At 65.7% G+C, this 23875-nt stretch carries 25 protein-coding genes and 1 pseudogene; 10 read left to right on the top strand and 16 right to left on the bottom strand.

The genetic code is table 11. The features are described 5' to 3' along the window. The first annotated feature begins 155 nt into the window (after positions 1–155). The 3 genes from BP26_RS0107640 to BP26_RS31060 all read left to right on the top strand — a co-directional run bounded on the left by BP26_RS0107640 (position 156) and on the right by BP26_RS31060 (position 3219). On the top strand, positions 156–959 hold the full coding sequence (locus BP26_RS0107640; RefSeq protein ID WP_029919985.1) for an alpha/beta fold hydrolase: 804 nt from the start codon (positions 156–158) through the stop codon (positions 957–959). Positions 960–2241: 1282 nt separating this feature from the next. Further along, positions 2242–2784, top strand: coding sequence for an SMI1/KNR4 family protein (locus BP26_RS0107630; protein ID WP_029919983.1), 543 nt, complete (start codon positions 2242–2244; stop codon positions 2782–2784). A gap of 51 nt (positions 2785–2835) precedes the next feature. Next, on the top strand, positions 2836–3219 hold the full coding sequence (locus BP26_RS31060; RefSeq protein ID WP_029919982.1) for a pentapeptide repeat-containing protein: 384 nt from the start codon (positions 2836–2838) through the stop codon (positions 3217–3219). 703 nt (positions 3220–3922) lie between these two features. Here the strand turns inward: BP26_RS31060 and BP26_RS0107615 are convergent. The 7 genes from BP26_RS0107615 to BP26_RS0107585 all read right to left on the bottom strand — a co-directional run bounded on the left by BP26_RS0107615 (position 3923) and on the right by BP26_RS0107585 (position 8361). Continuing rightward, the gene (locus BP26_RS0107615; protein ID WP_029919980.1) at positions 3923–4306 is read right to left on the bottom strand and encodes a tautomerase family protein; all 384 of its coding nucleotides are present in this window, start codon (positions 4304–4306) and stop codon (positions 3923–3925) included. A 52-nt stretch (positions 4307–4358) separates the two neighbouring features. Next, positions 4359–4790 carry an ester cyclase gene (locus BP26_RS0107610; protein ID WP_029919979.1) on the bottom strand — a complete coding sequence of 144 codons (432 nt, stop codon included), beginning with the start codon at positions 4788–4790 and terminating at the stop codon, positions 4359–4361. A gap of 10 nt (positions 4791–4800) precedes the next feature. After that, positions 4801–5436, bottom strand: coding sequence for a DUF2239 family protein (locus BP26_RS0107605; RefSeq protein ID WP_029919978.1), 636 nt, complete (start codon positions 5434–5436; stop codon positions 4801–4803). 147 nt (positions 5437–5583) lie between these two features. After that, complete coding sequence (locus BP26_RS0107600) at positions 5584–6888, bottom strand: RNA polymerase sigma factor (protein WP_029919977.1); 1305 nt, start codon at positions 6886–6888, stop codon at positions 5584–5586. Positions 6889–6916: 28 nt separating this feature from the next. Then, complete coding sequence (gene kdpF / locus BP26_RS0107595; RefSeq protein WP_029919976.1) at positions 6917–7447, bottom strand: K(+)-transporting ATPase subunit F; 531 nt, start codon at positions 7445–7447, stop codon at positions 6917–6919. Positions 7448–7487: 40 nt separating this feature from the next. Beyond that, positions 7488–7913, bottom strand: a complete 426-nt coding sequence (locus BP26_RS0107590) for a VOC family protein (RefSeq protein WP_211254859.1) — start codon at positions 7911–7913, stop codon at positions 7488–7490. Between the two features lie 25 nt (positions 7914–7938). Beyond that, on the bottom strand, positions 7939–8361 hold the full coding sequence (locus tag BP26_RS0107585) for a YciI family protein (RefSeq protein WP_029919974.1): 423 nt from the start codon (positions 8359–8361) through the stop codon (positions 7939–7941). 220 nt (positions 8362–8581) lie between these two features. Between BP26_RS0107585 and BP26_RS29300 the strand changes: the two genes are divergently transcribed. Further along, a complete protein-coding gene (locus BP26_RS29300) occupies positions 8582–8752 on the top strand; it encodes a hypothetical protein (RefSeq protein ID WP_157572411.1) in 171 nt (56 codons plus the stop codon). A 12-nt stretch (positions 8753–8764) separates the two neighbouring features. On the opposite strand, the gene BP26_RS0107575 is transcribed toward BP26_RS29300, so the two are convergent. The 4 genes and pseudogenes from BP26_RS0107575 to BP26_RS0107565 all read right to left on the bottom strand — a co-directional run bounded on the left by BP26_RS0107575 (position 8765) and on the right by BP26_RS0107565 (position 12444). Further along, a complete protein-coding gene (locus BP26_RS0107575) occupies positions 8765–9727 on the bottom strand; it encodes an alpha/beta hydrolase (protein ID WP_036516285.1) in 963 nt (320 codons plus the stop codon). Positions 9728–9847: 120 nt separating this feature from the next. Beyond that, complete coding sequence (locus BP26_RS31055; protein ID WP_051748634.1) at positions 9848–10273, bottom strand: YciI family protein; 426 nt, start codon at positions 10271–10273, stop codon at positions 9848–9850. An 84-nt stretch (positions 10274–10357) separates the two neighbouring features. After that, a pseudogene (locus tag BP26_RS31050) lies at positions 10358–10696 on the bottom strand (YciI family protein); the annotation flags it as partial. A gap of 398 nt (positions 10697–11094) precedes the next feature. Next, positions 11095–12444, bottom strand: a complete 1350-nt coding sequence (locus BP26_RS0107565; protein ID WP_051748586.1) for a hemolysin family protein — start codon at positions 12442–12444, stop codon at positions 11095–11097. A gap of 277 nt (positions 12445–12721) precedes the next feature. Between BP26_RS0107565 and BP26_RS0107560 the strand changes: the two genes are divergently transcribed. Continuing rightward, positions 12722–13480 (top strand): PRC-barrel domain-containing protein, encoded by a 759-nt coding sequence (locus tag BP26_RS0107560; protein ID WP_211254858.1) that lies wholly within the window; start codon positions 12722–12724, stop codon positions 13478–13480. A 115-nt stretch (positions 13481–13595) separates the two neighbouring features. Continuing rightward, positions 13596–16565, top strand: coding sequence for a bifunctional diguanylate cyclase/phosphodiesterase (locus BP26_RS0107555; RefSeq protein ID WP_157572410.1), 2970 nt, complete (start codon positions 13596–13598; stop codon positions 16563–16565). A gap of 10 nt (positions 16566–16575) precedes the next feature. Here the strand turns inward: BP26_RS0107555 and BP26_RS0107550 are convergent, their stop codons facing one another. The 4 genes from BP26_RS0107550 to BP26_RS0107535 all read right to left on the bottom strand — a co-directional run bounded on the left by BP26_RS0107550 (position 16576) and on the right by BP26_RS0107535 (position 18738). After that, positions 16576–16944: a YidH family protein gene (locus tag BP26_RS0107550; RefSeq protein WP_029919968.1), complete on the bottom strand. Its 369-nt coding sequence runs from the start codon at positions 16942–16944 to the stop codon at positions 16576–16578. 211 nt (positions 16945–17155) lie between these two features. Then, positions 17156–17614: an SRPBCC family protein gene (locus tag BP26_RS0107545; protein ID WP_029919967.1), complete on the bottom strand. Its 459-nt coding sequence runs from the start codon at positions 17612–17614 to the stop codon at positions 17156–17158. Between the two features lie 51 nt (positions 17615–17665). Continuing rightward, the gene (locus BP26_RS0107540; protein WP_051748575.1) at positions 17666–18352 is read right to left on the bottom strand and encodes a glutathione S-transferase family protein; all 687 of its coding nucleotides are present in this window, start codon (positions 18350–18352) and stop codon (positions 17666–17668) included. Then, positions 18349–18738 carry an ArsR/SmtB family transcription factor gene (locus tag BP26_RS0107535; RefSeq protein WP_051748629.1) on the bottom strand — a complete coding sequence of 130 codons (390 nt, stop codon included), beginning with the start codon at positions 18736–18738 and terminating at the stop codon, positions 18349–18351. The genes BP26_RS0107540 and BP26_RS0107535 overlap by 4 nt, the downstream gene beginning before the upstream one ends. Before the next feature lie 448 nt (positions 18739–19186). Between BP26_RS0107535 and BP26_RS0107530 the strand changes: the two genes are divergently transcribed. From BP26_RS0107530 to BP26_RS0107515, 4 genes are all read left to right on the top strand, one after another. Next, on the top strand, positions 19187–19894 hold the full coding sequence (locus tag BP26_RS0107530; protein ID WP_169740661.1) for an outer membrane protein: 708 nt from the start codon (positions 19187–19189) through the stop codon (positions 19892–19894). A 114-nt stretch (positions 19895–20008) separates the two neighbouring features. Further along, on the top strand, positions 20009–21493 hold the full coding sequence (locus BP26_RS0107525; RefSeq protein WP_084182896.1) for a DHA2 family efflux MFS transporter permease subunit: 1485 nt from the start codon (positions 20009–20011) through the stop codon (positions 21491–21493). Next, positions 21490–21921, top strand: a complete 432-nt coding sequence (locus BP26_RS0107520; RefSeq protein ID WP_029919962.1) for a MarR family transcriptional regulator — start codon at positions 21490–21492, stop codon at positions 21919–21921. Before BP26_RS0107525 ends, BP26_RS0107520 begins: the two co-directional genes overlap by 4 nt. Positions 21922–21972: 51 nt before the next feature. Continuing rightward, positions 21973–22455 (top strand): GNAT family N-acetyltransferase, encoded by a 483-nt coding sequence (locus BP26_RS0107515; RefSeq protein WP_029919961.1) that lies wholly within the window; start codon positions 21973–21975, stop codon positions 22453–22455. Between the two features lie 374 nt (positions 22456–22829). Here BP26_RS0107515 and dmpG read toward each other — a convergent pair whose 3' ends face one another. Next, positions 22830–23870, bottom strand: a complete 1041-nt coding sequence (gene dmpG, locus BP26_RS0107510) for a 4-hydroxy-2-oxovalerate aldolase (protein WP_029919960.1) — start codon at positions 23868–23870, stop codon at positions 22830–22832. Positions 23871–23875: the final 5 nt, after the last annotated feature.

Here is a 23875-nt window from a genome sequence, read left to right as displayed (position 1 = left end):
TCAACCAACTCATCTACCTGCTAGCCACATAGGGCTACCCCCAAGGGCTCCGATCGGGCCTGGGGGCAGCTCGTCCCACACGATAGTGTGGCCTCGAGTTGGACGCGGTCTCGCCATGCATGCGCATGCACGCGGTCCATACCAGGAAGGTCGACATGAGTATTCGCTTTCGGATCATCGGCGCAGCGCTTGTCATGGCTATGCTGGCCACCTTGTCGTTCAACAGCCGTGCGGATCAAGCTGCGCCGCCGGCGGTCAAGAACGTTGTCCTCGTTCACGGCGCCTGGGCTGACGGCTCCAGCTGGCGCAAGATCGTGCCGCTGCTCCAGGCGAAGGGACTGCACGTCGTGTGCGTGCAGAACCCCCTGACTTCTTTTGCCGACGATGTGGCGGCGACCAAACGGATCGTGGATGCCCAGGATGGTCCGGTGATTCTGGTCGGGCACTCCTACGGTGGAGCGGTGATCACCGAGGCAGGTAACGACCCGAAGGTCGCGGCGCTTGTCTACGTTGCCGCATTCGCACCGGATCAGGGCCAGTCCGCGGCGAGCCAGGGCAAGCCTTACGGACAGACGCCCGGGGTCGCAGAGCTGCGGCCGCTGGCGGACGGGTTCCTGGTGCTTAGCCCCAAGGGAGTTCGGGAAGACTTTGCCCCCGATCTGTCTTCAGCGGACAAGGAATTGCTCCTGGCGACCCAGATTCCCACCCAAGGCGCCGCCCTCGGCGGTACGGTGTCCTCCGCAGCCTGGCGAACCAAGCCCAGTTGGTTCGTGATTGCGTCGAATGATCGGATGATCGCCCCTGACCAGCAGCGCGACGAGGCCAAGGCCATGAACGCCAAAGTGACGAAGGTTCCTACCAGCCACGTCGCCATGCTGGCAGTGCCCAAACTGGTCGCCAAGGTGATTGGCGACGCGGCGTCAGGCAAGGCAGCACCGATTCCCCCAGGCGGCCCGTAGTACCGGCTGGTAGTCGAATCACTCCTACTTGACGAACGCCCCTCCTCCCACCGACTTCTCCTGCCGGCAGCGTTCGTCAATCTTGCCGGGTCCGGTCAATATTCTGGCCGGACCCGGCTCTTCTGCTAGAGTTGCTTTGCGGAATGCGGTGAGCCCCTCTGAATTGGAGCAGAGCGCACGCTGTCGCGCTCCCGAGGTTTGCGTATAGCACTCTCAACAATCGTGAGATTGAATGCCGTGCGGCAGCGAAGTCGAGGACTCGACCGGCTGCTTCCGGTCCGCTGGAGACGTGGGGCTCCATGCCCGATAGCGGACATCCACCGGAAGATTTTGCCTTTTATCGCCAGCGGCGCCCTCCCCCCGGGGTAGCTGCTTCGGGCTGACACCGGCTGTTGAGGTGGGGCATTCTGACCCGGCCAAGGGTGGAGTAGTTTGGTATGGCCGCCGGGGCTTGAAGGCGGGTCACTTTCTTGTCTCCAGCGACAAGAAACCAAAGAAGCGCCGCCTCGGAGCCTGCGCCCATCAATCACCTGTCGGTAATTGATGGGGCCCCCGCGCTTCTCGCCCGCGGCGGGGGTTTTTGTACAGGCCATCCCTGGCCTGTACAAAAACGCTTCGGCATCCTGCCTCGCCCCGCGCCAAACAGGCGCGAGCCTATGTCGCCGCGGGCTGTGATGCTCGGTGCAGGCAACGGGGGAACATCAAAAGCCAAATCAAAAGCGCAAAGCAACGTCAAAAGCCGAAATGTCGCTCTTGGGCGTCCCTCAACCCTCTGCGTCATCCCCGCGCAGGCGGGGATCCAGTTCTGCTAACCTCCGGGAAAAAGAGGGGTGGACCAACACCGTTCAAGCTGGTGTCTGTGTAGTTGAAAATTGAGGAGCCTGATGAAATCTCTGAGTAGGGGACTTATGGCGGTTGGGGCCTTGATGGCGTCAGTGGGACATGTGCGTCTCGGTGTCTCCCTTCGCAACGCCTTGTCCGCCCATCCAGACAGGGCGGAGCGGGTGTTTGCCGCCCTCGGCTACTCTTGGCCACCCACCGAGGGTGAGCTGCTTACGGTTGGATTTCAATACGCCTTCATGCGCCGTACTTACCCCGGGCTAGAAGGTACCGCCGTCGAAGCTCAGCGCGGCATGCTCGCGTTTTGGTGTGCATTGTTCTTGGTCGGGGCGGTAGTTGGCTCTGTCGGGTTAGTCATGTCGTTCATCGAGCCTTCCATTTAAAGAAGCCGCGCTCACTATATTTCCGAAGAGTTGACGCTCCCTCATTTCCTCCTGAACACATGTCGATCGCTCACCTGGAAGGCCTGCTTGCGGATATCAAACGGATCAATCCCCTGGTGCGAGAGACAACCGGATTGGCTCAATCAGAAATTCTTGAAGGCCTCTCCGAGTTCGACCATCTGCCGACAAAGGAGCTTGTCTCCCTCTACGAATGGCGCAACGGGATCGACGAGTTGAACGCATTCACTCGCGTCCTCTCGCTAGGCGACGCTATCGGTATGTATCGCCTTTACCGACAGCTCGCTGAAGGGCTGGGGAGCCGATTTGGCTGGCAAGAGCAGTGGTTCCCCGTAGTCGATATAAATGGGGACGTGCAACTGTGCCTTGACTGCAAGACGCTTGGCCTGGCGCTGGTCGATATGGAGGGAGGCGTGGAAGAGCTGATATGCGATAGTTATCTTGATTATGTGGCAGCTCTCCGTGACGGGTTTTCACATGGACTATTTATCTGGAATGAGCTGCATGGCTATGTCGAAACCAAAGACCATGAGTGGCAACTCGTACTTGGGGCCTATGGCATCAAGGATCCGTATGCGGGCTAACTGCTGTATCCGTCTGACCTTCTACAATCCGTGAAATTTAGCGAGACGCATATGCTGATCGAACAAGAAACCATCACGGAGCCAAAGAAGCTGATGTCCCGGCAATTCGATGAGACTATATTTCGCTATTGCACGTTTGAGGATTTCCATGCGGAAGGTGGTCACGTTGCAGGAGCGCTACTCTCATGTACTTTGAGGAACCTGGATATTTATTGGGGGCTCTTCAATTTGTGTCTATTCGTGGAGTGTCAGTTTGAGAACTGCACATTCCGCGGTACCGGGTTTACCGGTTCCAGGTTCGTGGAGTGCTCATTCATCGGATGCAGGTTTGTTAAAGATAATCTCGGCGGAGATTGCACGTTTGGCGATGCAAGGTGGTATCAGTGTGCGCAGAAAGACTGCGAAGGGCTTGGTGACCGTGTGTCGATGGCCTAGCCAGTATTCTCACTGGGGAATAAAGAGAGATGCGACTCGATGTCTGCGCCGACATTTCGTTTTCGAGTTCATCCTTGCCGTCCCTGGCGAGGCTTCATTGCTCTTTCCCCCCCCCCGGCCCGGCCACCCATGGCCGGGCGTTCGGGCCTGTTGGAGTGACATTGAGTCACTCCAACAGGCCCTCCCCCCTGCGCTTCTCGGCCAAGGTGGGGGTTTTCAGACAGGCCATCCCTGGCCTGTCTGAAAACGCTTCGGCATCCATGCCTCTCCCCGCGCGAAAAGCGCGCGGGCCAATGTCGCCGCGGACTCCGATGCTCGGCGCAGACAACGGGGGGAACATCAAAAGCCGAAATGTCGCTCTTAGGCGTTCCTCAGCCCTTTCCGTCATCCCCGCGCAGGCGGGGATCCAGTTCTGCTGAGCTCGATGCACGAATGCGGGCAATCAAACCCGGAAACCCGACTGTAAAAACCTTCTTCGGATGTTCTCGTACTTCCTGGACACCACAAAAACACCATGTGTGTTATTCGCTCGCCGCATGCGTGCCAACAACAAACCTTGGCACGCATGGCACGCATGGGGGAACGACACCATAGAAACCGATCGGACTTCCGGACTCAAACCAAAACTGGATCCAGGCCTGCGCGGGGATGACGAAGTGGGCGGATGCGCGCGCTTGCCCACATCGCGTGGCCCTGGTCCGCCTTATTTCACGTACTGCGCTTCCCCATTCCCGAAGGACCAATCCTCTTTCTTCACCTCGACCAGGTTGATGACCACGTCTTCGCGCCGCAGCTGCAACTGCTGGTGCAGGCCATCGGCGATGGCCTTGTAGAAGGCCTGCTTCATTTCCACGGTGCGGCCGCCGTTGAGGGTGACCTGGATGAAGATGCAATCCTCGCTGCGATGCACGCCGAGGTAGTCGGGGTCGAAGACCATGCGGCCGGGGGCGTGTTCGGTGAAGACCTGGAAGCGGTCGTTCTCCGGCACGTTGATGGTCTGGCGCATGGCCTGGTAGATGACTTCGCCGATGGTCTTGAGGTAATCGGGGGATTTGCCTTGGGGGACATCGACGCGGACGAGCGGCATGGGGGAGCTCCTGTGTGATGCGCTGAACGATACGGTGAAGGGGCGCGCCGCGTTACGCGGACGGCGAGGGCCGCAGTTGCTGCAGGACGCCGAGGCGGTCGGTGACCTGCCAATGGCCGCAGATGCGATCCTCCTCGAAATAATAGACGGTGGCGCCGGACATGGTGATGCGCTTGCCGCTGGCGGGAAAGCCGGGCAGGTCGCCGCGGTGGGTGCCGCTCCACAGCCAGGTGGCGATGACGGCGTCACCCTCGGCGAACAGTTCCTGCAATTCGAAGTACTGGTCCGGGAACGGCGCGCGCGAGCGGCGCACGCGGTCCTTGAAGCCGGCGAGGTCGAGTTCCTGCTGGTGCCAGGGATCGCCGGGGTCGTGGTGGATGGTGTACTTCGGCGCGAGGTAGCGGTCGGCCGCGTCGATGTCGCCCTGGTTCCACACCTCCCACAGGAAGCGGGTCAGGATGTCCTTGCCGTTGCGCTTGGCCATGGCATTGATCTCAGGTGGCGGTGGTTGAAGGCTCGCCGTCGGCGAGGCGGACGACATGCTCGCGCAGGTCCTGCGGCCAGCCGGCGATGTGTACACGCAGACGGCCGCCGTCGCCGGCATAGAGCGCGCGCGTGGCTTCCTCGAAGCCGGGCAGGTCGCCGGCCATGGCGGACATGAAGTGGTAGGCGGCATCGCGCCGGCGCCGGCCATCGTCGGCCGCGCGGTGGTCGCGGCGCGCGGCTTCGACCAGCTTGCGCAGGGCCACCGAGGCGCCGCCGGGCTGAGTGCCCAGCCATTCCCAGTGGCGCGGCAGCAGGGTCACTTCGCGGGCGATGACGCCGAGCCTGGGCCGGCCGCGGCCGCGTGGTTCGGTATCCGCGGGTTCGGCATCGGTGGGCTGCGTGGAGGGTGCGGCGCGGTGGATCAGCGCCAGCCGTGCCAGCACTTCGCCTTCGTTGCCGCGGGTGTCGACGTCGATGACGCGACCGGTGTCGTCGCCGTAGATCAGCACCGGGCCGGCGGCTCCGTCTTCAATGGCGGTCTTGACCGCCAGGGCCACCCGGTCGAGCGGACCGGTGGCGAGGCGGCGCTGGCCGTCGAAGGCGGTGCAGGGCGGGAAGCGGCTGGCTGGGGAGGCGTCGTTCACGGGTTTTGATCTAGATAAATTTCGAGCCTGCCAAATATTACCCGGATATAAATATCCCGTCAATATTACCCGGGTTTAAATAAAAGCTGCGGCATACCGCCGTGGTGTGGCGGCATTCAAATGAATGAGAACAATCACCGGAAGTCATCAATGCGAACGCGGCTGCGGCTCTCCGGCAGCATTGCCGCAGGCGGCGACGCGATCCAGCAACAGCACGCGCTCGCGCGTGTTGCGGGTCATGGCGGCGGCGTGTTCGAATTCGGCGCGGGCTTCGGCGTAGCGGCCGAGACGGAACAGGAAGTCGCCGCGCACGCTGGGCAGCAGGTGGTAGTTGGCCAGGGCGGGTTCGCCGACGAGGGTATCCACCAGTTCCAGCCCGGCGGCGGGGCCGAAGGCCATGGTCAGGGCCACGGCGCGGTTCAGTTCCACCACCGGCGAGGGCATCAGCTGCGACAGCGCATCGTAGAGCGCGACGATGCGCTTCCAGTCGGTCTCTTCCGGCGTGCGTGCCCGTGCGTGGCAGGCGGCGATGGCGGCCTGCAGCGCATAGGGGCCGAGCGTACCGGTGAGTCCGGCGGCGCGGTCCAGCGCGGCGAGGCCGCGGCGGATCAGCAACTGGTCCCACTGGGCGCGGTTCTGCTCCATCAGCAGGATCGGCTCGCCCGCGGGGCTGGTGCGCGCGCCGGCCCGCGAGGCCTGGATTTCCATCAGCGCCACCAGGCCGTGCACCTCCGGCTCCTCCGGCGCGAGGCCGGCGAGGATGCGGCCCAGGCGCAGCGCTTCCTCGCACAGCGCCGGGCGCATCCAGTCGTCGCCGGCGGTGGCGGAGTAGCCCTCGTTGAAGATCAGGTAGATCACTTCCAGCACCGAGGACAGGCGCGCATCGAGCTCGCCGGCGCGCGGCACCTCGAACGGCACCCGCGCCTCGGCCAGGGTGCGCTTGGCGCGCACGATGCGCTGCGCTATGGTCGGCTCCGGTACCAGGAAGGCGCGGGCGATCTCGTCGGTGGCGAGGCCGCCGAGCAGGCGCAGGGTCAGCGCCACCCGTGCCTCGGTGGAGAGCACCGGGTGGCAGGCGGTGAAGACCAGGCGCAGCAGGTCGTCGCCGATGTCGTCGTCCAGCGCCTCGTCGATGCGCGCGGCGCGCTCGGCGTCGGCGGTCTCCTGCTCCAGGTCCATTTCGTAGCCGAGCTGCTGGTGCTTGCGCTCCTGCATGCTGTTGCGGCGGAAATGGTCGATGGCGCGGTGCTTGGCCGCGGCCACCAGCCAGGCGCCGGGGTTGTCCGGCACGCCCGACTGCGGCCACTGCTCCAGCGCGGAAAGCAGGGCGTCCTGAGCCAGCTCCTCGGCCAGGCCGACGTCGCGCACCATCCGCGCCAGCGTGGCGATGACGCGCGCCGACTCGATTCTCCAGACCGCGTCGATGGCGCGGTGGGCGGGTGAGGTGCTCATGGCTATTCAGTCTATGCCTTGGCTGCGGCTACTGCCGCTCGGCGATGCGCTTGAGGTTGGCCAGGCCCGTCTCGAAGTCCTTGCCGATCATCTGGTCCATGTTGAAGAACAGGCCCATCAGTTTGGAGATGTAGGGCGAGGGTCCGGCCATGATCCAGGTGACGGTGGTGGTGTCGCCGGCATTCTCCAGGGTGAAGGTGGCGGTGTTGTGGCCGGTGATCGGGCGGATGAAGTCGAGCTTGATGACGATGCTGCCCGGCACGCTGGTGCGCAGGATCTCCATGCTGCCGGCGCCGACCTTGCTGCTGCCGTCCCAGGCGTAGGCCGCGCCGGGGCCGCTGTCGGGGCCGGTGTAGCTGCGCTTCATTTCGGGGTCGAGCTTCTCGTAGGGCGACCACTCGCTCCAGCGGTGGAAGTTCTCGATCAGCGGGAAGATCTTCTCCGGCGGCGCCTTGATGGCGAGGCTGCGCTGCACGCTGAAGGTGTCCGGGCGGGTGGCGGCGTAGATGAGCACGCCGGCCAGCGCGACCGCGACGACGAGGGCGATGATTTTGAACATTGGTGTTTTCCCTGTGATGTTTACTGCTGGTGTGCCTGGTTCAGGCGGGCAGTTCGCAGTTGATCATCCACGGCGTGCCGTAGCGGTCGCTGAACATGGCGAAGCGGGCCGACCAGAAAGTCGGCTGCAGCGGCATGACCACGGTGCCGTCCTGCGACAGCGCCTGGTACAGCCGCTCCGCCTCCGCCACTTCCTTCACCGACAGCGAGACGCGGAAGCCCTCGACCCGGTGCGGCTGGCCGGGCATTTCGTCCGAGGCCATCAGCACCTGGCCGCCGGGCAGTTCCAGGCGGGCGTGCATGATGAGCTTGCCGCTCCCCTCCGGTATCGGCGTGCCGGCAGGCGCGTCGCTGTGGCGCATCATCATGGCGATGGTGCCGCCGAGGCATTGGGCGTAGAAGCGGAAGGCGGCTTCGCAGTTGCCGTCGAAGAACAGGTAGGGGGTTACTTGCAGGGAAGCTTGCATGGTCGTCTCCTTGATTGCTTGTGGATCAATTGTGCTTGGCGGCGGCGCGCAGGCGGGCTTCCTGCTCCAGCACCTCGGCCGGGGCATCGGCGAAGTCGCTGGCCTCGAACACGCGGCGCAACTCGATCTGCGCATCCTCGCCGGGCATCGGTTCGGGGCAGCGCTTGGCCCATTCGATGGCCTCTTCCTTCGACTTCACCTGGATCATCCAGAAGCCGGCGATCAGCTCCCTGGTCTCGGCGAAGGGGCCGTCGCTGACGATGCGCTTGCCGCCGCGGAAGTCGATGCGGGCGCCCTTGGAGCTGGCCTGGAGGCCGGCGGCATCGAGCAGCACGCCGGACCTGGCCAGCTCTTCGTTGTAATGGCCCATCGCGGTGAGCAGTTCGGCGCTGGGCATCACGCCGGCTTCGCTGTTCCTGGTGGCCTTCAGGATCATCATGAAACGCATGGCATATCTCCTTATTGGTTGAGGCTGGGGCCGGCCTGGCGGGCGGGATTCCGGCCGTTCCAGGACTGGCTACATGGAACCGTCGAACCTCGGCGGGCCAAATCGACACGCCGCGCCACATTTTTTATCTTTATTTTTGGGGCCCCTATATGTGGCTCACCGCCCTGAGCCGGGCGGGCATCCCCGGTAGCCTGGAGCCATACCAATAGGAGGACGCCCCATGGATGGCAGCACCACGCAGTTCCAGCACCTGGCCGGCGAGCAGATCAAGCTGCTCACCGCCCTCGAAGCCCATGCCCGCCGCACCAACGAGCTGCTCTACGCCATGCTCAACCGCGAGCAGCGGCAGGGTTTCGATGCTTCTCCGGCAGCCGAAGTCCCCGCGCTTTAGCCGCCTGCCCGCTCAGGCCAGCGCCTTTTTCAGGGCGTTGGTGATGTCGGCGAAGGCCTGCCGGCTGATAGCGGCGTCCGGCCGCGCCATGGTCGAGGCGTGGTAGGCGCCGGGGTAGACGTGCAGCTCGGTGGTGACGCCGGCCTGCATCAGCCGGCGCGAGTATTCGATCGCCTCGTCGCGCAGCAGGTCGACTTCCGCCGCTTCCACGAAGCAGGGCGGCAGTCCGCCCAGATCCTGCGCACGGGCAGGCGCGGCGTAGGGTGAAGCTTCGCCGAGGAAGTCCGGGCCGAGATACATCTCCCAGGAGACCAGGGCGCTGTGGCGGTTCCAGGCGCGCGGGTCGGTGATCTCGTGGGTGGAGGGCAGCTCGTTGCGGTTGTCGAGCACCGGCACCAGCAGCAACTGGAAATCCAGCTTCGGGCCGGCGAGGTCGCGGGCGCGCAGCGCGGTCGAGGCGGCGAGGCAGCCGCCGGCGCTGATGCCGCCGACCGCCAGCTTGCGCGGCTTGAAGCCGAGCGGCTTGTCGGCGCCGGCCATCCAGCACAGCGCCGCGTAACAATCGTCCGCGCCCGCCGGGAAGGGATGCTCCGGTGCCAGGCGATAGCCCACCGAAACCACGGTGCAGCCGGTTGCGCGCACCCAGGGCAGGGCCATGATGTCCTCGGTGGCGTGATGGCCCATGATGAAGCCCCCGCCGTGCATCCACAGCAGAGCCGTGTCCGCGGGCGCATGCAGCGGACGATAGATGCGTACCGGGACGGCGGCTGCGCCCGCCGGTCCCGGTATCAGGCGGTCCTCGCTGGCCACCGATTGGTCTGGCGCCATCTCCTGCTTGAGCAACTCGCCGTACTGGAGCTGGAGCAGGCGCACATCGTCCAGGTTGAGCGGCCGTTCGGGGCGCGGCAGGGCGCGGAATTGCGGTGCCAGCTCGGGATCGAGCCGGCTGGAGATGTCGTCGGGATCTGGCTTCACAGGCCTGGGCGCTCCGCGGCTGGTCGAGTGGAGATGCGCCGCTGCGGACAGCGGGCATCTTCATTTCGACATGCGGGCGGCGCAGGAGTTTTCAGCCCTGGCGGCGCGCGCGGTGTTGCCTCAGGGCTTGCCGCCCGATTCGAGGATGCGCGCGCGCTGGCGTTCCTCGGCTTCGCGCAGCTCCGGCGTGAAGGCCTCGCCGAAGTCCGCCGCCTCGAACACCTTGCGGATCTCTACAGTGGCTTCGTCGCCGAGGGGGAAGGGATAGGTCTTGACCCACTCGACGATCTCCTCCCGCGTGCGCGCCTGGAGGATCCAGAATCCGGCGACCAGCTCCTTCGCCTCGGCGAAGGGGCCGTCGATCACCTTCGGCTTGCCGCCGGAAAACTTGACCCGCACGCCGCGATTGCTCGGTTGCAGGCCATCGCCGGCCACCATCATTCCCGAGCGCACGCTTTCCAGGTTGCGCCGCGTCATGCGGTCGAGGTGGGCCTGGTCGGGCAGGTAGCCGGCCTCGGTCTCCGGGGTGGCTTTCAGGATTACCATGTAGCGGCCAAGTGCCGGGCCGTCCTGCGGTGCGGTGGCGGTTTCCGCCGAGGGGCGGTGACCTTCCATGCCCGCGGCGCAGCCGACCTCGCGGATTTCGATCTCGGCGTTGCCGCCGCCGTCCAGCGGCGGCCAGCGCTTGACCCAGTCGATCGCGGCCTGCTTCGACTCCACGTCGATCATGGTGAAGCCGGCGACCAGTTCCTTGGCCTCGGCAAAGGGGCCGTCGATGAGGTGCGGCTTGCCGCCGCTGAACTTGACCCGCAGCCCCTTGCTGCTGGGGTGCAGGCCTTCGCCGCCTTCCATTGCGCCGGCCTTGACCAGCTGCTCGTTGTACTCGGTCATCGCGGCGATCAGGGCCTCGCCTGGCATCACGCCGGCTTCGGTATCGGGATCGGCCTTGCGCAGAATGATGAATCGCATCGTCAAAACTCCTGTTAAGAGCCTGTAACAGAATGAATCGCGCCTGCGACGGCGGTCATTTTTGCGCAGTGCAAGTCGGACAGAGTGCGGCATGGTGATTCCATGGTGCGCTCTGGCCGGCGCAGCACTGCGAAAAAATGGCCCCGTCCCGAAGGGTTGCGCCCAAAATCGCGCCAGACTGCGTTGTCAGCCCCAGCCATGGAATCACCATGGCTGGGGCCTCCGCCTTGCCTGACGCGATTTTGGACTGCAACGCAGGTGCGATTCATTCTGTTACAGGCTCTAAGTACGGCACGAAAATTCGGGCTCCATGCTTACGTCGAAGCAGGCGCCGCGAAATCGACAGGGACAGTGTATTGATCCGGGTGGAATCGCCCAAGTGGCGGTTCCGCCTGCAATTATTCCTGGTCGCCCGCTTCTTCCCGATGCTCGGAAAACTGCACCGACTCGACCCGCGCGCCGCGCACGCGCAGCACTTCGATGCGCACGCCGTCCTGCTCGACCACGTCGCCCTCGGCGGGCATGCGGTCGAGCCGTTCCATCAGCAGGCCGGCGAGGGTGCTGGACTCCTCGGTGCCGGCGATGGCGCGGCCGAGTTCGCGTTCGGCCATGAAGATCGGCGTGTCGCCGCGCGCCAGCCAGTGGCCCTCGCGCAGTCGGCGCGGCTGGCGCCGTACCTGCTGCGGGCGCAGCGCCTCGTGCTCGTCGCTGATGTCGCCGAGCAGGGCTTCGAGCAGGTCTTCCAGGGTGAGGAAGCCGGTGCGCTGGAAATCCTGGTCCAGCACCAGGGCGAAGTGCGTGCCGCGGCGGAAGCGGCGCAACAAGTCGGCCAGGCTGTCGTCCTCGCGCGCGATCAGCGGTTCGTGCAGCTTGCTGCGCAGACGGGCAGGGAAATCGTCGCCCGGATGATCGAGCAGGGCTTCGAGGATGTCCTTGACGTGCAGTATGCCGAGTACCTCGCCGTTCTGGTCCAGCAGCGGATAGCGGCTGTAGTGCTGCTGTTGCAGGATGCGGCGCACTTCGGCGTGGCTCTGGCCGTCGCGGATGGCGACCATTTCGCGCAGCGGGCGCATCAACTCGCTCACGTCCAGCTCCGGCAGTTCCAGCGCGTGCTTGGCCAGGGCGGCGGTGTCGCGTTCCTCGCCTTGCATGGCGGGGCGGCTGCGGTGCAGGATGGAGCGCAGTTCGCGCGGCGAGTAAGCCGCTTCGTGTTCGTTGCCGGCGCGGTCCAGGCCGGCGAGGCGCAGCACCAGGTTGGCGCTGTTGTTGAGCAGCCAGATGAAGGGATACATCGCCCAGTAGAACAGCCACAGCGGCAGGGCGGTCCACAACGAGACCGATTCCGGCCGGCGGATCGCCATGGTCTTGGGCGCCAGTTCGCCGATGACGATATGCAGGAAGGAGATCAGCGAGAAGGCGACGACGAAGGCGATGGCTTCGATGGCGGCGCGGTCCAGTTGCAGGCCGAGCCAGCCGAGCGGCACTTCCACCAGGTGGGCGAAGGCCGGCTCGCCGATCCAGCCCAGCGCCAGCGAGGCGAGGGTGATGCCGAGCTGGCAGGCGGAGAGGTAGGCGTCGATCTGCCCATGCACGCGGGCCAGGGCATGGCCGCGCCAGCCGCCGACCTGGCGCAGCTCCGCCACGCGCGTGTTGCGCAGCTTGACGATGGCGAACTCGGCGGCGACGAAGAAGCCGTTGAGCAGCACCAGCAGGAAGGCGAGCAGCAACAGCAGGGAATCCTGGAGCACGTTCGGTGCGTGGCCGGTGGAAGGTGAAAATCATCTTCGCACGGGCGCCGCGCCGCCGCGAATGCGCGCAGTGGCCTGCCGGGCCCGGGCCGACGGAACCATGTGTTCCGGCAGGGGGTCTTAAAATCGAGGCAGGAACCGCCATCATCCGCTACCTGCTGCCGCAAGGCCGCAGAGCGGACCTCGGCCTTGTCCGTCAATCCCGCCGCGGCGGATGCGTACGCGGATGTCGAGCCGTGCGCGCCGCTGCTGAAGCGCCCACGCTTACCGGAGAAGGATGATGCTCTATCGCATGGAAAAGCTGATCGGCCTGTCGATCGGTGCGACCGATGGCGAGATCGGCAAGGTCAAGGACGTCTACTTCGACGACCGGCGCTGGGCCGCGCGTTACCTGGTGGTGGATGCGGGCGGCTGGCTGGAGGACCGCAAGGTGCTGATCTCGCCGATCGCCATCACCGGCATCGACTGGGACAAGCGCACGGTGCAGGTCAGGCTGACGCGGGCGCAGGTGAAGGGCAGTCCGCCGATCGACAGCGACAAGCCGGTGTCGCGCCAGTACGAGATGGAGTACTTCGGCTACTACGGCTATCCCGATTATCTCGGCGGCTCCCTGCTGTGGGGCGCGATGCCGGTGCCGGTGATGCCGCCGGCGATCGTCTCCCCGGCCGAGGAGGCGCTGGTCGAGTCCCCCGAGAACCACAACGACCAGCATCTGCACAGCGCGGCGGAGGTGATCGGCTATCACCTGCACGCGACCGATGATGCCATCGGCCACCTCCAGGATTTCCTGCTCGACTGCGAGAGCTGGGCCATCCGCTACATCGTGGTCGATACGCGCAACTGGCTGCCGGGCAAGCAGGTGGTGATTCCGCCGCACTGGATCAAGCGCCTGGAGTGGCCGGAGAAGATCGTCGAGGTCGACGTGACGCGCGAGACGGTGAAGGGTGCGCCCGAATACGATCCGAAGATGGAATTCAGCCGCGTCCAGGAAGAAGTGCTGTACCGGCATTACAAGCGGCCCGGCTATTGGGAATAAGCATTCCGAAGGGGTTGACCGCCAACTCCGGCGGGGCGTGAGCGATCGGAGCGGCCTCCGGCCGGAGTCGTGAGGGCGTACACTGTGTTTTACGCATCACGGGGGTGTGTTCAAGATGCGATTCGCCTATAACCTGGATCTGGTCGCAATGTCCGTCATCGTTGCGATGATGGCGTCCTATGTCGCGCTCGATCTTGCCGGGCGGGTTACTCACACCGAGGGGCGCGCCGCGCGGTATTGGCTGGTCGGCGGCGCCGTGGCGATGGGCGCCGGCATCTGGTCGATGCACTTCATCGGCATGCTGGCGGTGAAGATGCCGATCCAGTTGGGCTACGACCCCCTGCTTACCGCCGCATCCCTGCTGATCGCCGTGGTCACCTCAGGCTTCGCCCTGGCCGTCGTCAGCCGAAAGACCTTGAATAGAGTCACCATTCTTGTCGGCGGCGTGGTCATGGGGGCCGGGATCTGCGGCATGCATTACACCGGCATGGCCGCGATGCGGATGGTTCCGGCCATCCGCTACGAGCCGCTTCTCTTCGGGGCATCGGTGCTGGTCGCCGTCTGCGCCGCGATGGCGGCGTTGTGGCTGGCCTTTACCTTGCGTTCAGCGGTCACGTCGCGGTCCGTGATGTTCAAGCTGCTGGCGGCCGTGGTCATGGGCATCGCCATCAGTGGCATGCACTACACCGGTATGGAGGCCGCGCGCTTTGCGCCCGACAGCGTCTGCACCGCCGCCGTCCGTCTGGCAACCGACAACAGCTACCTCGGGCAAAGCATCGGCGTGATGATGTTGTTGATCCTGTCGCTGACGCTGCTGGCCTCGCTGTTCGACGCGCGGCTGGGCGCACGCACCACCCGTATGCTGCAGGATCTCCACGAAAGTGAGGAAAAGTACCGGAGCCTGCTGGAGACCACCCGGGACGCTGTGCTGCTGGTGGATGAGGCCGGTACGATCCGCTACGCCAACCCCACTGTCGAATCGGTGTTCGGCTACCGGCCGGAGGAACTGGTCGGTCGGGCTCTGGTCATGCTTCAGCCGGAACGGCTGCGGCAATCGCACCTCCAGGGTTTCCAGCGCTATCTGGGAAGCGGCGTCCGCAAACTCGACTGGCGGGCCATCGAGGTTTCCGGCCTGCGACGCGACGGACGCGAAATCCCCCTGGAATTGGCGTTCAGCGAGGTCCGCCTGGACGGCAAGCGACTGTTCTCGGGCTTCCTCCGTGATATTTCCGAGCGCAAGGAGCGCGAGGCGAGGATTGCGCGCCTCAGCCGGATGCAGGCGGTGCTGTCCGGCATCAACAGCCTGATCGTGCGTGCGCGCAGCCGCCAGGATCTGTTCGACGAGGCTTGCCGGGTGGCGGTGGAGCAGGGGCAGTTCCGCATGGCAATGATTGGCTTGGTCGCCGGCGACGAGTTCCACCCGGTATCCGTCTATGGGCTCGACGACGGCTACGTGCGGGAAAACATCCATCTCAGCCTGAGTGGTGTTGACTCCGAGGACCCGGGACCAACAGCCAGCGCACTGCGTGACAGGCGCGAAAGTGTCTGCAACGACATCGCTGGCGACCCGACGACGGCGCCGTGGCGCGAGGCGGCGCTCCGGCGCGGCTATCGCGCTTCGGCCTCGTTTCCCCTGCTGGAAGGCGGCGAACTGGCCGGTTGCATCAGCCTGTATGCGACAGAAGTGGGATTCTTCGACGCGGAGGAACTGAAACTGCTGAGCGAGCTGGCGGGAGACATTTCCCACGCCTTGGGAGTTATTGCGCGCGATGAACAGCTGGACTACCTGGCCTATTACGACCCCCTGACGCGGCTCGCCAATCGCAAGCTCTTTGTGCAGCGGCTGGAACAGTTTCTGGAGCGCGCGCGGCAGGATCGCAGCAGCCTGGCCCTGGTGCAGCTGGATGTGCTGCGTTTCGCAGCTGTAAACGATGCCGTCGGTCGCGCGGGAGGGGATGAGGCGCTGAAGCTGCTGGCGGACCGGATCGTCGGTTTTGCCGGCAGTCCAAGCCATGTCGCCCGTATCCATGGTGACTGCTTCGCCATGGTCTTCCCGGAACTGCGTTCCCCCGACCTTTTGCAGCGTCAACTGGAGCCCCTGTTGGCCATGTTGGGCCGCCCGGTCGTCGTGTCGGACAAGGAATTGCGCATCGGCGCCAGCGCCGGGATCGCGCTGTTTCCGGAGGACGGTGACGATGCGAACACGCTGCTCCGGAACGCGGAAGCCGCGCTGAAAATGGCCAAGTCGGAGCATGAAGGCTTTTTGTTCTATACCCGCGAAATGGGGGCCGTGATCGGCGAGAAACGGTCTATGGAGGGCAAACTGCGGCGGGCGTTCGAACGGCGCGAATTCGTTCTGCATTACCAGCCCAAGGTCGCCTTGAATTCCGGTGCGATCTGCGGAGCCGAGGCGCTGATTCGCTGGAACAGTCCGGATCTGGGCTTGGTTCCCCCGGAGCGCTTCGTCCCCCTGCTGGAGGAAACCGGCCTGATTCTGGAGGTTGGCCATTGGGCCCTGCAGCAGGCGGCGGCCGACTACCGTGACTGGCAGGCACTAGGCCTGCGCCCTCCCCGGTTGGCGGTCAATTTGTCGCCAATTCAGCTGCGACGCCCGGACTTTGTGGAGAGACTGCGCGCGGCCCTCGGCGAATCGGTTGCCGATGGTTCCGGGGTCGACCTGGAGATCACCGAGTCGGTGCTGATGACCGATATCGAGCGGCACATCGCCAAGCTGAACGCGGTGCGCCAACTGGGAGTATCCATCGCCATTGACGACTTCGGCACGGGTTATTCCTCGCTGGCCTATCTCAACAAGCTGCCGATCACGGCAGTCAAGATCGATCGCTCGTTTGTGATGCAGATGACGGATAGCGCGGACACCATGAACATCGTCTCCACCATTATTTCCCTGGCTCATTCGATGAGCCTGAGAGTGATCGCGGAAGGCGTGGACTCGACGGAACAGCTCAGATTCCTGCGGCTGCTGCGCTGCGACGAAATGCAGGGTTTCCTGTTCAGCCAGGGGCTGGCAAAGGAAGAGTTCGAGCAGTTGTTGCGGGAAGACCGGCGTCTTGCCTTGAGCTGACTGGCGCCTATCAGCGAGCGGCGCCACCCAGGTAAACGGTGAGTGCGACCCCTGCGGCGGCAATGCCGTAGCTGGCGACCAGCGCCAGCTGGGCGAAGCGTGGCGGGCGCTCCTTCGGCCCCAAGGTCGCGACCAAGGCGCGGAACGACAATGTTGAAGCCAAAGCCAGCGCAGCGGAAAACAGCATCAGCGCAAGGCCGACCCAGAACGATGGGCCGCGAGTCGCGGCTTGCGCGTGCCCCGGGTCCATCAGGCGCAGGAACAAGCCGAAGCGCTCGATGACAAACCCGAAGCCCATCATCGCCAGGCAGGTACGGTTCCAGGCCAGCAGCGAGCGCTCGGCTGCCAGGAACACGCGTGGATCGTCGAGGTTGGACATGTCGGACTCCGGGGTGGCAGCCGGTAGGATGCCACTTCCCCGCATCGCCGTTCAGTCCGGTAGGGCGGGAGAAGCGTAGTGCATCCCGCCTTCCGCGACAGGCGGGATGGCTCCCGCCCTACACGGTTTGTCCGCATCGGCAAGGTTTGGCGCCAATTCGATCCAATGAGCGGGGAATGGCTTGATTTGCCGTGTGGTTCTGCGCCGCCGTTCAGTCCGGTAGCGACCTGCCAAGGCTGTTCAGTAATTCCTGCGTACCCGCTTCGCGCTGCGACACGTTGTCGTAACCGTCGAGGAAGGCGCCCTGCTCGGTGATGGTCAGGCGTGTGCCCTTGCCTTCCGGCTTGAACTCGATGGTGGCGAGGGAGATGGAGAGGTGCACGTCGTTGTGGCGCATGTCGTAGACGTAGATGATGCGTTGCTCGGGGACGATGTCGTAGTAGGTGGCGTCGAAGGCGGTGGTCTCGCCGTTGCCGAAGCGGCCGTGCACGTGCTCTTGTCCGCCGACGCGGAAGTCCAGTTCGCGGCGCGCCTGGGTCCAGCCGTTGGGGCCGGCGAACCAGCGGCCCTTGGCTTCAGCCGAAGCCCAGGCGGCGAAGACGCGCGCGGGTGCGGCGGGGTAGACGCGGTCGATGGTGAAGCTGGCGTGGACGACGGTGGGCTGGCTCATGGTCTCTTCCGTGGTGCGTTGGCTGTGCCGTGGATATGCCGGCTGGGCGGCTTATTGGGGGAACATGGCGAAGTAGGGCTGCGCTTCGCGCAGGACCCGGGCGAAGGAGGGGCGCTGCATCAGGCGGTCCAGGTAGGCCGCGGTATGCGGATGGGTCTCGCCGAAGGGCTGCGCCCGGTTGGCGTAGTACAGGGCCGGCGCCGCGGCGCAGTCGGCCATGCTGAAGGATTCGCCCATGGCCCAGCTGCGGCTGGCCATGTCCCGCTCGATCATGCCGTAGGCGATGCGCAGCTGCGCCCGGGCCTGCTCGACGCCGAGGGGATCGTGCTGTCCCGCCGGGCGCAGGCGGTCGCCGACGATCTTCTGCATATGCTGGTGGACATGCAGGTCGTAGAAGCGGTCGCGCAGGCGGGTCTCCCGCGCCTGCTCCGCGTTGGCCGGCAGCAGCGGCGCGGCGCCGGGGTAATGCTGCGCCAGGTATTCGATGATGATGCTGGACTCGGGGATGGTGCGGTCGCGCGCCTCGTCGCGCAGCACCGGAAACTTGGCGAACGGCCACAGCTTCGCCAGCGCCGCGCGCTCGTCCGCGTTGCCCAGATCCACGATCAGCGGCTCGAATGGCGTGCCGTTTTCGTAGAAGGCGAGCAGCGTCTTCCAGCAGTAGGACGAGAGCGGGTGCAGATAGAGCTTGAGGGGTGCGCCGGAACCGCCTGGGCTTTGCTGAATGGCTTCCTTCATGGTTTCCTCCTGTGGCCCGGTTTGCGGGGCGGGCTGTGGCCGGGCTTGCCGCCGTCCGTCTGCGCTTCCTCGGCGAGGAAGTCGCCGAGCCGGTCGAGGTGGCGCTCCCAGCTGGTGCGCCGCTCGTTGACCCACTGCTCGGCAGTGCGCAAAGCGCGCGGCTCGATATGGCAGGTGCGCACCCGCCCGAGTTTCCCGGTGCGCACCAGGCCGCTGTCTTCCAGCACCTGGAGGTGCTGCACCACCGCCGGCAGGGACATGGCCAGCGGCTTCGCCAGTTCGCTGACCGAGGCGGGGCCGCGGCACAGCCGGTCCACCATGGCCCGGCGGCTGGGGTCGGCCAGGGCCTGGAACATCAGATCGAGTGCGAGGCTTTGGTTAAGCATTTGCTTAAGTATTATCGCGCGGAGGTTTTTGTCAAGCCCGATGATCGCGGCGAGGGTGCCGCCGGAGAGGGCGGCCGGGCTGGCGCGCAGGCCGGCTCCGGGCGGCTTGCGCGCCATTCGCCGGTTGCGGACCTGCCGGGCCGCCGCGCGTCGAAACAGAAATTTACATTAACAAGTCGTTAATGTTTGGTGGATGTAAGGCGGGCCATGCCACTATCGCCGGTCATGAAGCGCACGCCACCGTCCGCAGCCAGGAAATACCCCATGGTACCGGCGTGGCGAGCCCATCGACCCTCGTTCCGTCATTGAATCGCCCCATGCCGCGCGACCGGTTTCGGGGAGGGCTGTTGCGCTCCGATGGTTGGCCGGGCTGTTCCCAACAACAAACATGCGCGCGGACCGGCCGTGCGTGGCCGCTTTATCCCTGGAATCTATGGAGAAGATCATCGTGAATCGCCATTCGCTGCTCGTTGGTGGCTGTGCCCTGCTGTGCCTGTCGGGCTCGCTGCTGTCGTTTTCCGCGGCCGCCGCAGACACCGGCGGCGGCTGGTATGCCGGCGGCAAGATCGGTTTCGATCTGCCGACGAGCGAGAGCTTCAACTCCAGCGGCGACGGCTTCACGAACAAGTACGACACGGGCTTCGTCGGCGGCTTCAACGGCGGCTATTCGTTCGGCAACGGCCTGCGCCCTGAAATCGAATTCGACTATCACCATGCCAATATCGACACGGTGACGGTCGCCAGCACCTCGACCGGCACCACCGACCCCGCCGGCCGCAGGACGGGTTCGATCGCCGCGATGACCCTGATGGGGAACCTGTGGTACGACTTCCGGCGCTCCGACGGCTTCCTGTCGATCCTTTATCCCTATGTCGGCCTCGGCCTCGGCGTGGCCAACGTCAGCCTGCACAACGAGCAGTTCAACACCTTCACCGACATCGCCGGCGGCGCCGACGGCTCCTCGACCGCCTTCGCCTATCAGCTCGGCTTCGGCATGAACTACGACATGCTGTCCTACCTCTCCGCCTCGCTCGATTTCCGCTACCTGGCGACCACCAGTCTGTCGCTGTCCGGCGCGAGCGGCAGCGTCAGCGGCGAATACCGCATGCCCTCGATACTCCTGGGCCTGAAGTACCGCTTCGGCGGCGGTGACTGAGCGGTCGCCTGAACCTCGTCTGAGGGGGGCGGACAGGGATGTCCGCCCGGCTGCGCCGCGGCCCGCAGGTGCGGCGCCATTTGCGCGCAACCATTGTTGATGTACAATGGTTGTATGAATACAACTGTTGACGTGCCGGTCGTGCCCCACACGGTGCGGGGGCCGCTGCGGCCGAACCTGGTCCTGGCGATCTGCTGTCTCAGCCTGCTGATCGTTTCGATGGATGCGACCATCGTCAACGTCGCCCTGCCCGCCATCCGCCATGATCTCGACGCCTCGATCTCCGGCCTGCAATGGGTGATCGACGCCTACACCATGGTCGTGGCCAGCCTGCTGATGTTCTCCGGCTCGATGGCCGACCGCCTCGGCCGCAGGCGCGTGTTCCAGGCCGGCATGAGCCTGTTCATGCTCGGCTCCCTGCTGTGCAGCCTGGCCTCCGGCATCCACGCCCTCGTTTTCTTCCGCGTGGTGCAGGCGTTGGGCGCGACCATGCTCAACCCGGTGGCGATGTCGATCATCGCCAACACCTTCACCGAGCCCAGGGCGCGGGCGCGCGCCATCGGCGTGTGGGGCGCGGTGGCCGGCATCTCGATGGCGCTGGGCCCGCCCATCGGCGGCGCGCTGACGCAGAGCATCGGCTGGCGCTCGATCTTCTGGATCAACCTGCCCATCGGCGCGGCGGCGATCGTGCTGGCGGCGCTTTATGTGCCGGAGTCGAAGGCGGCGCGGGCGCGGCGGGTCGATCCCGTCGGGCAGCTGCTGGTGTTCACGGTACTGGCGGCGCTGATCTGCGCGGTGATCGAGGGCCCGCGGCTGCACTGGGATTCGGCGGCGATCATCGGCCTGTTCACGCTGTCGGGGCTGGCGGTGCTGGGCCTGCTGCTGTACGAGCCGCGCCGCATCGATCCCCTGCTCGATTTGCGCTTCTTCCGCAGCGTGCCGTTCAGCAGCGCCGCGGTCATCGCCATCTGCAGCTTCTCGGCCTTCATGGGCTTCCTCTTCCTCAATGCGCTGTATCTGCAGGAAGTGCGCGGCCTGTCCGCGTTCCACACCGGCCTGTGCACCCTGCCGCTGGCCCTGGCCACCACCATCTGCTCGCCGATCTCCGGCCGCATGGTCGGCGCCTACGGCACGCGGCCCTCGCTGCTGCTGGCCGGCGCGGGCATCGGGCTCAGCGCCCTGATCATGACGCAGCTCACCGTGACTTCTTCGCTGGGCCTGCTGATGCTGGCCTATGTGATCTTCGGCATCGGCTTCGGCCTGGTGAATGCGCCGATCACCAATACCGCCGTCTCCGGCATGCCCAAGGCGCAGGCCGGCCTCGCCGCCGCGGTGGCGTCGACCAGCCGGCAGATCGGCGCCTCGCTGGGCGTGGCGGTGGCGGGTACCGTGGTCGGCGCGCGCGTCGCCGCCGGCCTCAGCTTCACCGAGGCGACGCATGCCGTCTGGTGGATCATGGCGGCGACGGGCCTGGTGGTGGTCAGCCTCGGCCTGCTTTCCAACAGCGGCTGGGCCCGCGCCAGCAGCCGCCAGGCGGCGCAGTTGCTGGAAGACGCCGCGGCGGCGGAGTCCGGCAAGCCGGCGGCGGTGGCCGGATGAGCGCCCGTCGCAAGGCGGCCAGGGAGGCCGACCAGGTTTGGCAGCAGCTGGTTGCGCTGGTGATGGACAGCCGCGGCGACTGGCGGCGCCAGGTCATCGAGGTGACCGGCCTGCCGTTCAGCCGCGTGCGCGCGCTGCGGCGCCTGGTCGACGCGCCGCTGACCCTGGCCGATCTGGCCTATGCCATGAGCACCGATGCCCCGGCCGCGACCGTGGCGGTGAACGACCTGGAGCGGCGCGGCCTGGTCGAGCGCTATCCGCATCCCGAGAATCGCCGCGCCAAGCTGGTGGCGCTGACGCCGGCCGGCAAACAAATGGTGGCGCGCGTGCACGCCATCTCCGAGCATGCGCCCGGGGCGCTGGCCGCGCTGCCCGCGGCGGAACTGGCGCAGCTGCGGCGGGTCCTCGACGCGATGCGTTCGGCCTGAGCCCGCTTTGCGCCACAATTCCCGCGTACGACGATCAGGAGCGGGAGACGCATGTTGATCCGGCACGCGCGGCAGGACGATCACCCCGCCATCTGGCGCATCCTCGAGCCGACCATCCGCGCCGGCGAGACCTACGCCCTGCCGCGCGACATGAGCGAGGCCGCGGCGCTGGCCTACTGGACCGGCGCCGATCGCGAAACCTTCGTCGCCGAGGCGGACGGGCGCATCCTCGGCACCTATGTCCTGCGCGCCAACCAGCCCGGCGGCGGCGCGCATGTGGCCAACTGCGGCTACATGACGGCGGCCGATGCCGTCGGGCGCGGCGTGGCCCGGGCCATGTGCGAACACTCGCTGGCGCATGCGCGCGAATGTGGCTTCCGCGCCATGCAGTTCAACTTCGTGGTCAGCAGCAACGCGCGCGCGGTGAAGCTGTGGCAGGGGCTGGGCTTCGAGACGGTGGGGCGATTGCCGCTGGCGTTCGAGCATCCGCGGCTGGGGTTCGTCGATGCGTTGGTGATGTTCCGGGTGTTGTAGTTGTCGATCCGCACCGCCATGGCCTGACGCTCCGGCGGAGTCGGCAGGTGGTACATGCCAGGCTCGTACACCGACAGCACCTGCGTCCGGATGCCGTATCCGTCCATGAACAAGGTGGCCGGCAGTGGGCTCCACGGCGGAATGGGTATGCCGCTGGCAGTGAGAATTCCGTGCGTGGCCAGCGACAGCCGGTAGAAATCCGGGATCAGGTGGCAGTGCACGTCGATGCGGTAGTTGCCCGATGGCGCGGTCGCGCCGAGCTGAAACGCGGACTTCAGTAGCTCGCGCCGGGATACCGGGGCGGGCTGTTCCCCACGTAACCGATTCGACCTGTCCATATCTCTCCCATTGCTGTTTTGGTCTGTATCGGGGCCTTACGCCGCGGTGGTCCGCTGTTGTAACCGCAACAGGTCCAGTGCCACATCGACGATCATGTCTTCCTGTCCGCCCACCATCCGCCGCCGGCCCAGCTCGACCAGGATGTCCACGGTATTGAGGCCGTACTTGCGCGCCGCGGCCTCGGCGTGGCGCAGGAAGCTGGAGTAGACGCCGGCATACCCCAGCGCCAGGGTCTCGCGGTCGACGCGTACCGGACGGTCCTGCAAGGGGCGCACGATATCGTCCGCGGCGTCCATCAGGGTGTAGAGATCGGTGCCGTGGTTCCAGCCGAGGCGGCTGGCCGCGGCGATGAACACTTCCAGCGGCGCATTGCCGGCGCCGGCGCCCATGCCGGCGAGGCTGGCGTCGATGCGGTCGCAGCCTTCCTCCACTGCGGCGATGGAATTGGCCACGCCCAGGCTCAGGTTGTGATGGGCGTGGATGCCGGTCTGCGTCTCCGGCCTGAGCACCGCCTTCAGCGCGCGGAAGCGCGCGCGCACATCCGCCATACCGAGCGCCCCGCCGGAGTCCACCACGTAGATGGTCTGCGCGCCGTAGGATTCCATCAGTTTCGCCTGGCCGGCCAGCGCTTCCGGCGTGGTCATGTGGCTCATCATCAGGAAGCCGACCGTGTCCATGCCCAGCATGCGGGCGTATTCGATGTGCTGCTTCGAGATGTCCGCCTCGGTGCAGTGCGTCGCCACGCGCACCACGCTGGCGCCGGCGGCATGCGCCGCCTTGAGGTCGTGGATGGTGCCGATGCCGGGCAGCAGCAGGGTGGCGATACGCGCATGCTCGACGACTTCGGCCACCGCTTCGATCCATTCGAGATCGGTATGCGCGCCGAAGCCGTAGTTGAAGGTGGAGCCTTGCAGGCCATCGCCGTGGGCGACCTCGATGCTGTCCACTTTCGCCCGGTCCAGCGCCCGCGCGATGTCCTGCACGTTGCGGATCGAATACTGGTGGCGCACGGCATGGCTGCCGTCGCGCAGGGTCACGTCGGAGATGTAGAGCTTCCTGGCGGGATTGAAGGTCACTGCGG

Source organism: Nevskia soli DSM 19509 (genome assembly GCF_000711955.1).
Taxonomy (GTDB): domain Bacteria; phylum Pseudomonadota; class Gammaproteobacteria; order Nevskiales; family Nevskiaceae; genus Nevskia; species Nevskia soli.
The sequence above is the reverse complement of the archived record's forward strand: the minus strand, read 5'-3'. Positions and strand labels throughout refer to the sequence as shown.

Excerpts from the sequence above, each read along its gene's own strand:
- BP26_RS0107640 (WP_029919985.1), top strand. The coding sequence starts at position 156 with ATGAGTATTCGCTTTCGGATCATCGGCGCAGCGCTTGTCATGGCTATG.
- BP26_RS0107630 (WP_029919983.1), top strand. The coding sequence starts at position 2,242 with ATGTCGATCGCTCACCTGGAAGGCCTGCTTGCGGATATCAAACGGATC.
- BP26_RS31060 (WP_029919982.1), top strand. The coding sequence starts at position 2,836 with ATGCTGATCGAACAAGAAACCATCACGGAGCCAAAGAAGCTGATGTCC.
- BP26_RS0107615 (WP_029919980.1), bottom strand. The coding sequence starts at position 4,306 with ATGCCGCTCGTCCGCGTCGATGTCCCCCAAGGCAAATCCCCCGATTAC.
- BP26_RS0107610 (WP_029919979.1), bottom strand. The coding sequence starts at position 4,790 with ATGGCCAAGCGCAACGGCAAGGACATCCTGACCCGCTTCCTGTGGGAG.
- BP26_RS0107600 (WP_029919977.1), bottom strand. The coding sequence starts at position 6,888 with ATGAGCACCTCACCCGCCCACCGCGCCATCGACGCGGTCTGGAGAATC.
- kdpF (WP_029919976.1), bottom strand. The coding sequence starts at position 7,447 with ATGTTCAAAATCATCGCCCTCGTCGTCGCGGTCGCGCTGGCCGGCGTG.
- BP26_RS0107590 (WP_211254859.1), bottom strand. The coding sequence starts at position 7,913 with ATGCAAGCTTCCCTGCAAGTAACCCCCTACCTGTTCTTCGACGGCAAC.
- BP26_RS0107585 (WP_029919974.1), bottom strand. The coding sequence starts at position 8,361 with ATGCGTTTCATGATGATCCTGAAGGCCACCAGGAACAGCGAAGCCGGC.
- BP26_RS29300 (WP_157572411.1), top strand. The coding sequence starts at position 8,582 with ATGGATGGCAGCACCACGCAGTTCCAGCACCTGGCCGGCGAGCAGATC.
- BP26_RS31055 (WP_051748634.1), bottom strand. The coding sequence starts at position 10,273 with ATGGTAATCCTGAAAGCCACCCCGGAGACCGAGGCCGGCTACCTGCCC.
- BP26_RS0107560 (WP_211254858.1), top strand. The coding sequence starts at position 12,722 with ATGATGCTCTATCGCATGGAAAAGCTGATCGGCCTGTCGATCGGTGCG.
- BP26_RS0107555 (WP_157572410.1), top strand. The coding sequence starts at position 13,596 with ATGCGATTCGCCTATAACCTGGATCTGGTCGCAATGTCCGTCATCGTT.
- BP26_RS0107550 (WP_029919968.1), bottom strand. The coding sequence starts at position 16,944 with ATGTCCAACCTCGACGATCCACGCGTGTTCCTGGCAGCCGAGCGCTCG.
- BP26_RS0107545 (WP_029919967.1), bottom strand. The coding sequence starts at position 17,614 with ATGAGCCAGCCCACCGTCGTCCACGCCAGCTTCACCATCGACCGCGTC.
- BP26_RS0107540 (WP_051748575.1), bottom strand. The coding sequence starts at position 18,352 with ATGAAGGAAGCCATTCAGCAAAGCCCAGGCGGTTCCGGCGCACCCCTC.
- BP26_RS0107535 (WP_051748629.1), bottom strand. The coding sequence starts at position 18,738 with ATGCTTAACCAAAGCCTCGCACTCGATCTGATGTTCCAGGCCCTGGCC.
- BP26_RS0107525 (WP_084182896.1), top strand. The coding sequence starts at position 20,009 with ATGAATACAACTGTTGACGTGCCGGTCGTGCCCCACACGGTGCGGGGG.
- BP26_RS0107520 (WP_029919962.1), top strand. The coding sequence starts at position 21,490 with ATGAGCGCCCGTCGCAAGGCGGCCAGGGAGGCCGACCAGGTTTGGCAG.
- BP26_RS0107515 (WP_029919961.1), top strand. The coding sequence starts at position 21,973 with ATGTTGATCCGGCACGCGCGGCAGGACGATCACCCCGCCATCTGGCGC.